A 10,894-nucleotide genomic window follows, 5' to 3' on the forward strand; every position below is an offset into this window, starting at 1 on the left:
GTATTGAAATAAGAATAATAGATAATTTATGGAATATAACGAATGGAGAGAACTTAAATGTTTGAAAGAATTAAAGTTAAGAAATTGAATGATCATATTTATCTGATGGATGATAATGGCGAAGCTACTGGTTACTTGGTAGTAGGAGACAAAAAGGCTTTAGTTATTGATACAATGAACGGATCTGAGAATGTGTATGATGTGGTTCGTACTTTGACAGATTTGCCTCTCATGGTAGTAAATACTCATGGTCATTGTGACCATATATTTGGAAATGTTTATTTTGATGAGGCGTATATGAATCCAGATGACAGTGAGGTTGCGAAAGAACATATGGCGTTTCCTGAATTTGTTGAATTGTGTAAGAAACGCAATTTATATATGCCACCATTTAAACCTCTTAAGGATGGTGATGTTATTGAACTTGGTGGGCTAACGCTTGATATTATATCGTTACCGGGACATACGCCTGGAGGTATCTGCCTTTTACTAAAAGAGGATAGAATTTTGTTTACAGGGGACGGTATTAACCATGGACTTTGGATGCAGCTTAAGGAAAGTAAAATGTTAAAGGAATTATTGAATAATCTCGATAAAATTATGTATGTGACGAAAGAGGCTGATTATATTCTACATGGTCATGCACAAGAAGTTGACAATATTTCTTTGATAACTGCATTAAGAGATGGTGTTGCTAATTTAATAGAAACCAAAGGCGAAGGTGATAAGGACTATGAATGGTTTGGTGGAGTAGACAAACAACATCCTTTTGGAGATGGGAAGAGTGCTATTTGCTATTCAATCGATAAACTCTAAAACTGACCTTTAAGAATTTGCAGGATATGAAGTCTACTTTCAGTTCGTGGTTAATTTAGAACTTCCCATTATTATTTATTAGTTCTTATTTGATATAAATTGCAATACAAAACATACTGATCAAAGAGTATTAAAGGTGGAGATATGACATACGAGCAAATGAAAAACATGTTAGACAATTACAACTGGGATGATGGTTTTAAATTACCAAAACGAATCATTTCAGATGCTAATTGTGATTTAGCAATGGCATTAGAAATTTTTTATCTTGCAGATGGATATGGGTACTTTCAGACATTTTCCCATAACACAGGGGGTACGAAAGTATGGTTTTGTTTTATAGGCAAACTTTGTTACGATATTGAAAATGGGAAATATATAAAATCAGAACATCATTATACAATTCCGTTGTCAAAAGTTCAGCGTTATCAATTAAGGAAAAAAAATATACCAGAAGTATATCTAGCAGATGTATAACCTTAACTTGTGAGCTGACTTATAATAGACTTATGAGTATTATCGAACGCTAAACTAACTTCCCAATTATACTTATAAAGAAAGTGTATCTGCGATATGAAAGAAGCAAAGAAATTAAAATTCAAAAAGTTATTAATGATAATTATAACTGTAATGGTATGCATTGTCGTTGCAATTGTTGGATATATCCAATACGGTAAATATCAGTTAAGCAAGATTCCAGCTCTCTCGTTTAAAGAGGCATTGGAATATACGACCCAAGAAAATAAAAATGCGGTGATAACCGTAGGTATAGTAAAGAATGGGAATGTCTCATATAAAGTATATGGAGAAAACGGAGAAGAACTGCCAAGCGAGCTGCATACCTATGAAATTGGTTCTCTTACCAAAACCCTTACATCGGCATTAATCAGTAAAGCAATTGATGAAGGAAAAATATCATTGGACGATACGATTGATAACTATTTGGATTTGCCGGAAGGAAAACATTACCCTACGATAATGCAGCTGCTTACACATACATCAGGATATAAAGCATATTATTTGGAATCACCAATGGTAAAGAGCTTTTTTACAGGAAGAAATGATTTCTATGGAATCACAGATGAGATGGTATTAAAGCAAATCAAGAAAGCGAAGCTTAAGAATCAGGTGTATTCGTTTAAATACTCTAATTTTGGATATGCAACACTCGGACTTGTTCTGGAAGCGGTTTACGATAAAGAATATACTGATTTAATGAATGAATATATGCAGAAAGAACTTGGATTAACAGCGACTATGATATCAGATGGTAAAGGAGATTTAAGTAATTACTGGGACTGGAAAACGGGTGATGCATATATGTCTGCTGGAGCTGTTACTTCCAATATAGTTGATATGTTAAGCTACCTAAAACTACAAATGAAAGAACAAGGATATTTTAAAAGGTGCCATGAAAGTCTGATGAAAATTAATACTTCTTCTAAAAGGTATGAGGCAATGGGAATACATATGGATGAGATTGCTATGGCTTGGATTATTGACAGAGAAAATCATATCATTTGGCATAACGGCGGTACCGACGATTATAACTGTTATATGGGATTTAATGTGGAAACGCAGACGGGTGTTATTATTATTTCTAACCTTTCTCCAAGTTATCGAATACCCGCAACAGTACTAGGCGTAAAATTATTAACAGAAATTAATTAAAATAGTAAGACTATTTTATTATTGACTATAGGTTTTATGCAATAAGGAAAAGGAAGTGGAATAATGGACACAATACAACAGATCATAAAAAAGTTTGAATCAACGAAGGAGAAACAGATATATAGTGAAATAATTGAACGAATTAAAACGGAAGAATTATTGTTGATTTCATATATGCCGTTCACAAATAATTACTATCTTGACTTTGAAAATGGCAAGCCAGCATGCTACATATTCACTGAAAAAAAATATTACTATGAATATCAGGATTATATGATGCAGCAACAGATTATTGTTAAGTATGTGGAAAACCATAAAGAACAAAGAATGTTTATGTTTGGTGATTTATATCGAAGCGGTTTTGAAATAATAGTGATTGACAACGGTCAGACTCATTTGGTTATAAGCTTGTTTGATATTATTGATAAACCTGATTTTTCAGATATTCCTGAAATAAACAGACCAATAATGAATCCTACATTAGTTTGCGCCGCTAACCATTTCTTTCAGGGGTTGGGTACTAAAAGAGTTACACGTGATATGGAAGCAAATATGTTCAAGGAAATATATAATGCGAAATATCTTATGCCTTTAGATGCAAGTAAAATGAATGTGGAAAAAACAAATGCAGATAACGGAGCAGGTGTTGTAAAGGAAAAGAGTATTATGCAATTCCCATTAATAACGAATACAGAAGATAAAAGCTTTTATCCGTTTTTTACTGACTGGAATGAATTCAGAAAATTTGATAAAGAGCAAAAGTTTAGTGGTAATATTGCGACTTTTGAAGATATCAAATATTTTATTGATAAGGCTGATGGCATATCCATTAATCCATATGGAGTAAATATTACTCTGACGAAAGATATGTTAAATGTTATTGAAAGTGTAGCAGAAGGTTCACTTCAAAATACAGTGATAAAAGAACAGGTAGCAGAGAAAGATTCAAAGGTTATGCTTGGTGAGCCAGCAGAGTATCCTCAAAAGATGATTGATGAGATCTGTAAATACCTGAAAACCAACAAGAATGTTAATGCCGCATACCTGAGATTAATGGTTAAAGATAATGAGCAAAGTTATCTTATTGTTGTTGATTTCTCGGGTGATAAAAATGAGGTTTTTAGTGGCATAGCTAATGCAGGAGTTCCTTTTTCGAATGGTAAATATCTTGATTTTGTTCCCTTATCAAGCGGTTTCGGAAAAGAAGCTGTGGAGAATGTAATACCGTTTTATAAGAAAAAGAAGTTTGGGATTTTTTAGATAAGGATTCATGAAAGATAACATATGTGGGGGATAAAGAATGATTCAAGGGATTGCTGTATTCGGGCTGAATGGAGGCGGGAAGTCGACTCTAACTCATGCGTTAGCAAAACAAATAGGTTATTTTGAGATGGATGTAGAAGATTATTATTTTCCTGAGCAAAGAGAATCAAGAAAATGGGCTTTAGAAAATAACAGTGTAATAGATACAGAGCATTTAGACGAACTACCTTTTTCTAATCCTAGAACAAAAAGTGAAGTACAAACTGCGATTATGGAGAATATAAAGACTCATCCTAGGTTTATTATTTCTGGAGTTACAATGAACTGGAGTGATGAAATTCTTTCTCGTATTGAAATTGCTTTTTGGGTTCAAACGCCGCTTGAAGAAAGATTAAAGAGAATTCAAGCCAGGGAAGAAAAAAGGTTCGGAGCAAGAGTTCTTGATGGCGGCGATATGTTTGAACAACAAATGGAATTCCAAAAAGTAGTAAAAAATCGCGATTCAAAAGCAGTTGAAGAATGTGCAATGAAACTTGGTTGTCCTGTTATTATGATTGATGGGACATTATCTGTGATACACAATCTAGAGAAAATGATAGATAATCTTAATCATTCTAATTAAAAAAAGAAAACTTGTACGTAAAGGAGCACCACTATTATGGAATTTACAAAACTTAAAAACAATCTAGAGAACTTAGGGTATATCGTTAGTGAATTTAAACGTGCAGAAGAAGCAACTAAGCATATATCGAATCAACTAAGTAATAGAACCATTGGAATTGGAGGTTCAGTTACAGTTGATGAAATGAAACTGTACGATGCACTGGTATCTCATAATGAGGTGTATTGGCATATGCGATTACCTGAAAACATGAGTGCTATGGAAGCAAGAAAGAGAGCAAATCGTGCGGATTTTTATATTTCCTCGGTAAATGGAATTGCCGAAACAGGAGAAATCATCAATATTGATAATACTGGAAATCGTGTATCCGCAATTAGTTTTGGACATGATAAAGTTTATTTAGTTGTTGGTGAAAATAAAATAGCCTCAAGTTATGATAAGGCCATAGAAAGGGCAAGAAATGTAGCCGCACCCCTTAATGCAAAACGGTTAGGAGTAAAAACGCCATGTGCGATAAAGGGTGATAAATGTTATGATTGTAAAAGTCCGCAGAGAATATGCAGAAATTTTTCTGTACTATGGGAAAAACCTACTGGGAGTGAATATGAAGTTATTTTAATTCATGAAAAGCTTGGATATTAGGTTTATGTCCTTCGCATAAAAGCTATGAATATGTAACGATACGAACAATTTTGTTTAAGAGGGCAGAGTATGGATAATAGTATGATAGTTGATTTGAAAGATAGCTATGGGCTGACTTGCCATCAGATTGCTCCAGTAACAGGCGGATGGTTAAATCAGAAATGGAAGATATCCACTGGTAAATGTGAATATCTGGTTAAGCAGTTCAGCAATAAGCGGTATAGCAGAGATAAATTAAACATAGTTGAATTAGCTTTGCAACGACAGATTATTCTTGAGAGAAATGGCGTACCTTGCCCGTCTATTAGGCAATTTAAAGGACATGCTATTCGTATAATGGATAACGAAATAGCTTATATGGTTATGGAGTTTTGTCCTGGGAAGACGGAAGGTCCTGACACCATTACGATAAAGCAAATGTATAGTCTAGGTAGTGCCTGCGGTTTAATGCATAAAGAATTTTCACAATTACCTGCTTATTTGATTAAGGGATTTCCAATTAACAGCAATCAAGTTATCGAATCGTTATGGGATAATTTTTATGACCGTATGCGAGAATCCTCATCTGGTAAACCTGATGAATACCGAAAAGCTGTGCTTGCGCAAGAAACTATATTAAAACAGATTAATAATGAGTTTTTAGAGAGGCTGCCCAAGGGGATTACTCATGAGGATTTTGCTGCTGATAATATTTTGTTTGATGTAGATAGGGTGTCCGCTATCATTGATTTTGACCGCAACTATTATAGCTATATTTGGCACGACATAGGAAGAGCTATATTATCTTTAGCATTAATAGAGAATCATTTGAATTTAGAAAAAATAAATGCATTTCTTGAGGGTTATTCACAGCATTTAATACTATCCATGGCTAATATAGCAGATGCATTGCGAGTTACATGGTGTATTGAAGTATCGTGGTGGATTCAACCTGAGATTTTTAGTGAAAGCACTGAAAAAGTAATTCGTTTTAAAAATGAAATGATTTGGTTAACGGAGCACTGGTTCGAGCTGGATTCTTTGTTATGCTCTTAGAAAGTACGGAAAACTTTTATGTAATGCAGTTAAGTAAGAAGATGTACCTTGATATGAAGGAGTGGCAATTATCAACATTAAGAAAATCAGCATTGATATACCAAGTTTGATTGGTTCAGACGCATTTCGTTTGTGATGATAGATTAGTAGAATTTTTCAGGTCTGCAACCATTGGTTGACATATTGAAAAGATAGAATGGTGGAATTGCAACCATTCTAGATAGTAGAATGACACTATAAATAAAGGAGGTGTCAATTATGACAATAGCAGACAGAATTCAGTCTTTAAGAAAGGCAAAAGGAATTTCACAAGAACAATTAGCAGATAAGATTGGAGTATCACGGCAAGCTATATCGAAGTGGGAAAGTGAACAAAGCAGTCCAGATTTGGAGAAGATTATCTTATTAAGTAATTATTTTGAAGTGACAACAGACTATATTTTAAAAGGAATAGAATCTAAACATGATTTGACCGATAAAAGAAAAGTAGATGCTAGGGTATTGTCAGCAATAGCTACATTTATTAATTTCATTGCTCTTATTGTTGCTATTAATATATGGATAGAAAAACAAAATCCAAGTTCGGTTGCGGTAGGTTTTATTATCATGGCCTTTGGATGCATGATTTTTGTAATAGGACAGTTAATAGGAGAAAATGTGAAGGCCTCTACTAATTTTTTTGGGCTTATAAATGTGTGGTTTTTAAGCTTAATACCTATTTCCTGTATATTTAATTTTTTGCAAGGTAAATTAGGAGGATTTTGGTGGACCTTTACACCGATACCTCAAATGGGTAATTCTTATGTAGCTTATGGTTTGTGCTGGCTTTTTTATTTTGTTTTTTGTGTCGGTGTAGATGTTGTTATTATTGTGAATAATAGAAAACTATTTTGCAGGAAGAAAAAAGCATGACAAACAGTAATTTTTGACATGTAATTGAGAGTTACAATTATTACCGACTGCCAGAAAGATTTGAGTCAAAAAGTCAGAAATGCAGAGGAGGTTATGAAGTGAATAAGGATAGAAACTGGACCGTTTTATTTATTGGAGGAGCTTCGGGAATAGGTAAATCAAGCATAGCTTATGAAATTGCTCAATACTATGGTGTGAATGTTTTGGAAGTAGACGATATTCACATATCTGTAGAAACGGTTACAACAAAGGAAAGTTATCCAGCTGTACATTATTGGAATACCGGCGTAAATTGGAAAGATGTCGGAGTTGATGGCAATGTAAACTGGTTGATTGATGTAAGCAAAGAAATCACTCCGGTATTAAAAGCCCTTGTAAACAGGCATATCGAAGACAAATTGCCAATTATTATTGAGGGCGATTTTATCTATCCTGAATTAACAAAATCATTTGATAATACAGAGGTAAAATCAATTTTTATAAATGAACCGGACATAAATCAAATCGTGCAGAATTATTTATCAAGAGAAGGCGGTGATTTACAGCATTACAGAGCAGAAATAAGTATTGCATACGGAAAGTGGATTGCAGATACCTGTAATCAGAATAATATTAACTTGATTGACTCAAGACCTTGGGATACTCTATTAACGAGAGCCATAAAAAGCTTAATGTAATGCAAATGCATGGGTTTTGCTATCTGAATGCAAGAATTAGTATTAGACATGGAGGCGGAAGTTATAATGGAGGATAGTAAATTTGTTAGTATAAGTGAACATTATGATATGCTGATGGATGAAAATAATGACCCTGTATATGACCCAAAACCATTGAAAGAATATATGGACAAATCGGATGGGCAGTACTTTATTGATTGTCTTAATCTCACCCCGATGAAAGATGTTTTGGAAATTGGTGTTGGCACGGGTAGATTGGCTATTAGGGTTGCTGGAAAATCTGGTACATTCTGCGGAATCGATATATCTGAAAAGACAGTTATCAGGGCAAGAAAAAATTTAAACGAATTTAATAATGTAACTATAATATGGGGTGATTTCTTAGAGTATTCATTTAGCGGATTATATGATGTGATTTATGCATCACAAGTTTTTTGGCATATACGTGATAAGCAAAATGCTATATCTAAAATAGCTAAATTGCTAAAAAAGAATGGTATATTTGTACTGTCAATAGACAAAATACAATCCGAGGTTATAGATTATATATCAAGAAAAATAAGAATGTTTCCTGATGATAAGGAAACAATTCTAAGGTTTTAAGAAAATTCAAATCTAAGTATTATGCACATAGAAGATATAGAAAATGCATATGTGATAGTTGCAAGCAAAAATTAACAGAAACAATCTGTAGAGGTTATATTTTACTGTTATATCAGATTGTGAATGGAATTGAGAAAGGATACTCAAAATGTTATCAGCTATAATGAACAGACGCAGCATACGAAACTATAAAAACCTACAAGTGCCCAAGCACATGATAGAGGAAATTTTACAGTCAGGAATCCTTGCGCCGTCTTCAAAAAACCGTCAGCCCTGGAGATTCCTTGTAGTAACCGGTAATGCAAAGGATGAAGCATTAGCGGTTATGAAAAAAGGAATATCGCGAGAGAAAGAACATCCACTTCTTCCGGAAAGTGCACAGTATCTCAGTGGTTCGGAAAATACCTTGAGAATAATGGAAAAAGCACCAGTTATTATATTTATAGTTAATTCCATTGGAATAGATATTCATTCTTCCTTAAAGCCTGAGGAGCGCATTTATGAAATCTGTAATGCACAATCCATAGGTGCGGCCATTGAAAACATGATTCTCACAGCGACTGAACTTGGTTTGGGGAGCCTATGGATTTGCGATACCTATTTTGCTTATAAGGAATTGTGTGATTATTTAAAAGCTGATGGAGAACTTCTTGCAGCATTGGCGTTAGGATATGCGGACGAAACCCCTCCTTCCAGACCTAGAAAAAGTATGGATGATGTAGTTGAGTGGCGCAATTGATAAAAGGGATTATAATTCTCTTGTGTATCAACAGACGGAAACTCTTGTGCTATTTCTTCTACCAGAACTCACAGAGTTTCTGACCCATCTGGTCTGAATACTTACCACGCAAGGCTTTATCGTACAAACTTATTAGGTCATCTTCTGTTATTATTAAAGCAATCCGAGTCGTCTAAAATAGCCGTCAAGACCAGTTTCGGCAAAAGGTACAAACTCACCGTTTTCATGCAACGTGATTATTTCCTCTAATGTGGCCCATCTTGCAGCAACAGTCTCACCTTCTTGCGGTATAAAGTCCGCAATATCAAAATCCTGCCGAAAAAGCCAGTTGTCCATAAAGCAACTCCATCCTGACTTTACTACTTTATCGGTGAACAACAGCTCACCGAGCTTCGGTATAAGTGTAAAACCTGTTTCTTCGTTAAATTCACGCATTGCTGCTTCAAGACTCGTTTCTCCCCCAATAACTGCGCCACCTGTGTTTTCCCAAAAGTCAGGTAAATAATGCTTATGAGCCCGCTTTGTTATGAGAAACAAACCGTCGCTATTTTGAACTAGAACGTGTACAACAAGGCAAAAGTCGCCATCCGCTCTAGGCTTGCCTCGAGGATGAGTTTGTCCAACAAGACTTTTATTTTCATCGTAAATGTCTAACTGTTCGTCCATTTGTACCTCCATAGCTACAAATATAAGTTAACTAAATTAGCCATCAAACTAATATACTAAGTGATTATTTAGATTTTATACATAATAAAATGTAAGGAATTACAAGTCAGAACTTTTATTAAATTTTAACATGAGTGAATTGCAAATAGGTGTATATCCTATTTTTTGATAAATACTATTTGATGTTGGGTTTAATAAATCTGTGTATAATACACACTTTGTAAACCCTTTATCTAATGCGATTTGACTGACTTGAGCTACGCATGAGGAAGCGTAACCCTTTCCGCGATAATAAGTAGGGGTATAGACAAATGATACGCAGATAGCTGTTTGCGTTTCTTTTGTATATCCTGCCATAGAAACAGGTATCCCATTGTCTTCTAAAACGTATTGCTTTTTTGTAGATAATCGGTATTGATATGAGTTTGTATCTTGTGGTATAGACATTTGTGTATTCCCATAAACATTTGCTGCATTAAATGCTTCTGCCCAGTATGGGAAAAAATGCATATCTTTTTCGTTTAGCAAACGAACAACACCAAATTGTTTTATATCTGGGTTTACTGCTTTAAGTTCATATATGCGTTGGCTCATAGTTGTTTTAAAGTTAAGTCCTTTTACAGTGGTATATTCTTTAGCAAAACACTCTGCCAAGCTTTTTTCGGTTGTTACACCAGGAATATCATGGTCTTTCAACCCATCCACCAGACATCGTATAACTTCAGAACTAATTATATTATCTGTTGCATAAAGTGCTATATTATGCGGTGGTGTCATTAAAGCGATTAGCCGAATACCGTTTGCATCTGAAATAGTTGCCATAAGCCATTTTATAGGGTCACGCCAGTCTGTTTTATCTTTTCCTTCATGTCCAATCATTATATTGCCAAGAAGAATCATATTCTGTGCCTCGTGACGCATTAGCACATCATAAGTATCATTGTAAAACTCGTGTACATCCGTATACAACTTGAATTGCGGTTTGGGGTTGTAACTCATAAAAGCATCTCCTTTTTAATTTAAAATAATTAATGGATATAATATCACTAATGTCACTCTCACTCATACAACCACCTCCTCCGAAAATATATATATTACATAATCTAATATTTCTTAAAGTGTAACACAGAAAACCATTTTATTCCACACAAAATTTATATTGATGGATACTTACGATAAGGCGATTAATAATGCCTGTAACCCCTTTTACTACTGGGGTTTCTAAAAGTGCTTCAAAAGAAGGCGTCA

14 protein-coding genes are annotated in these 10,894 nt (G+C 34.4%); 11 read left to right on the top strand and 3 right to left on the bottom strand.

Annotated features, from left to right (window positions below):
- Positions 1 to 57 precede the first annotated feature (57 nt).
- From QA584_RS09565 to QA584_RS09615, 11 genes are all read left to right on the top strand, one after another.
- Positions 58 to 816: an MBL fold metallo-hydrolase gene (locus QA584_RS09565; protein ID WP_278274291.1), complete on the top strand. Its 759-nt coding sequence runs from the start codon at positions 58 to 60 to the stop codon at positions 814 to 816.
- A 144-nt stretch (positions 817 to 960) separates the two neighbouring features.
- Positions 961 to 1,293: a DUF4274 domain-containing protein gene (locus tag QA584_RS09570; RefSeq protein WP_278274292.1), complete on the top strand. Its 333-nt coding sequence runs from the start codon at positions 961 to 963 to the stop codon at positions 1,291 to 1,293.
- Between the two features lie 96 nt (positions 1,294 to 1,389).
- Positions 1,390 to 2,487: a serine hydrolase domain-containing protein gene (locus tag QA584_RS09575; RefSeq protein WP_278274293.1), complete on the top strand. Its 1,098-nt coding sequence runs from the start codon at positions 1,390 to 1,392 to the stop codon at positions 2,485 to 2,487.
- Between the two features lie 63 nt (positions 2,488 to 2,550).
- Positions 2,551 to 3,747 carry an enhanced serine sensitivity protein SseB gene (locus QA584_RS09580; protein ID WP_278274294.1) on the top strand — a complete coding sequence of 399 codons (1,197 nt, stop codon included), beginning with the start codon at positions 2,551 to 2,553 and terminating at the stop codon, positions 3,745 to 3,747.
- A 40-nt stretch (positions 3,748 to 3,787) separates the two neighbouring features.
- Positions 3,788 to 4,372, top strand: a complete 585-nt coding sequence (locus QA584_RS09585) for an AAA family ATPase (protein WP_278274295.1) — start codon at positions 3,788 to 3,790, stop codon at positions 4,370 to 4,372.
- Between the two features lie 36 nt (positions 4,373 to 4,408).
- Positions 4,409 to 5,014, top strand: a complete 606-nt coding sequence (locus QA584_RS09590) for a lactate utilization protein (RefSeq protein WP_278274296.1) — start codon at positions 4,409 to 4,411, stop codon at positions 5,012 to 5,014.
- Positions 5,015 to 5,083: 69 nt separating this feature from the next.
- On the top strand, positions 5,084 to 6,049 hold the full coding sequence (locus QA584_RS09595; protein WP_278274297.1) for a phosphotransferase: 966 nt from the start codon (positions 5,084 to 5,086) through the stop codon (positions 6,047 to 6,049).
- Between the two features lie 258 nt (positions 6,050 to 6,307).
- Positions 6,308 to 6,961 (top strand): helix-turn-helix domain-containing protein, encoded by a 654-nt coding sequence (locus QA584_RS09600; protein WP_278274298.1) that lies wholly within the window; start codon positions 6,308 to 6,310, stop codon positions 6,959 to 6,961.
- A 98-nt stretch (positions 6,962 to 7,059) separates the two neighbouring features.
- Entirely contained in the window at positions 7,060 to 7,638 is a 579-nt protein-coding gene (locus tag QA584_RS09605) for a hypothetical protein (protein ID WP_278274299.1), read from the top strand.
- Positions 7,639 to 7,704: 66 nt separating this feature from the next.
- The gene (locus tag QA584_RS09610) at positions 7,705 to 8,241 is read left to right on the top strand and encodes a class I SAM-dependent methyltransferase (RefSeq protein WP_278274300.1); all 537 of its coding nucleotides are present in this window, start codon (positions 7,705 to 7,707) and stop codon (positions 8,239 to 8,241) included.
- Positions 8,242 to 8,389: 148 nt separating this feature from the next.
- On the top strand, positions 8,390 to 8,980 hold the full coding sequence (locus tag QA584_RS09615) for a nitroreductase family protein (RefSeq protein ID WP_278274301.1): 591 nt from the start codon (positions 8,390 to 8,392) through the stop codon (positions 8,978 to 8,980).
- A gap of 58 nt (positions 8,981 to 9,038) precedes the next feature.
- Here QA584_RS09615 and QA584_RS28845 read toward each other — a convergent pair whose 3' ends face one another.
- The 3 genes from QA584_RS28845 to QA584_RS09625 all read right to left on the bottom strand — a co-directional run bounded on the left by QA584_RS28845 (position 9,039) and on the right by QA584_RS09625 (position 10,645).
- Entirely contained in the window at positions 9,039 to 9,107 is a 69-nt protein-coding gene (locus QA584_RS28845) for a hypothetical protein (RefSeq protein ID WP_442870358.1), read from the bottom strand.
- Between the two features lie 26 nt (positions 9,108 to 9,133).
- Positions 9,134 to 9,646 carry an NUDIX hydrolase gene (locus QA584_RS09620; RefSeq protein WP_278274302.1) on the bottom strand — a complete coding sequence of 171 codons (513 nt, stop codon included), beginning with the start codon at positions 9,644 to 9,646 and terminating at the stop codon, positions 9,134 to 9,136.
- Between the two features lie 99 nt (positions 9,647 to 9,745).
- Positions 9,746 to 10,645 (bottom strand): GNAT family N-acetyltransferase, encoded by a 900-nt coding sequence (locus QA584_RS09625; RefSeq protein ID WP_278274303.1) that lies wholly within the window; start codon positions 10,643 to 10,645, stop codon positions 9,746 to 9,748.
- Positions 10,646 to 10,894 lie beyond the last annotated feature (249 nt).

The sequence above is a fragment of the Anaerocolumna sp. AGMB13025 genome (genome assembly GCF_029689925.1).
Lineage (GTDB): Bacteria > Bacillota > Clostridia > Lachnospirales > Lachnospiraceae > Anaerocolumna.

Coding starts and splice junctions, on each gene's coding strand:
- QA584_RS09565 (WP_278274291.1), top strand. CDS start 58: ATGTTTGAAAGAATTAAAGTTAAGAAATTGAATGATCATATTTATCTG.
- QA584_RS09570 (WP_278274292.1), top strand. CDS start 961: ATGACATACGAGCAAATGAAAAACATGTTAGACAATTACAACTGGGAT.
- QA584_RS09575 (WP_278274293.1), top strand. CDS start 1,390: ATGAAAGAAGCAAAGAAATTAAAATTCAAAAAGTTATTAATGATAATT.
- QA584_RS09580 (WP_278274294.1), top strand. CDS start 2,551: ATGGACACAATACAACAGATCATAAAAAAGTTTGAATCAACGAAGGAG.
- QA584_RS09585 (WP_278274295.1), top strand. CDS start 3,788: ATGATTCAAGGGATTGCTGTATTCGGGCTGAATGGAGGCGGGAAGTCG.
- QA584_RS09590 (WP_278274296.1), top strand. CDS start 4,409: ATGGAATTTACAAAACTTAAAAACAATCTAGAGAACTTAGGGTATATC.
- QA584_RS09595 (WP_278274297.1), top strand. CDS start 5,084: ATGGATAATAGTATGATAGTTGATTTGAAAGATAGCTATGGGCTGACT.
- QA584_RS09600 (WP_278274298.1), top strand. CDS start 6,308: ATGACAATAGCAGACAGAATTCAGTCTTTAAGAAAGGCAAAAGGAATT.
- QA584_RS09610 (WP_278274300.1), top strand. CDS start 7,705: ATGGAGGATAGTAAATTTGTTAGTATAAGTGAACATTATGATATGCTG.
- QA584_RS09615 (WP_278274301.1), top strand. CDS start 8,390: ATGTTATCAGCTATAATGAACAGACGCAGCATACGAAACTATAAAAAC.
- QA584_RS09620 (WP_278274302.1), bottom strand. CDS start 9,646: ATGGACGAACAGTTAGACATTTACGATGAAAATAAAAGTCTTGTTGGA.
- QA584_RS09625 (WP_278274303.1), bottom strand. CDS start 10,645: ATGAGTTACAACCCCAAACCGCAATTCAAGTTGTATACGGATGTACAC.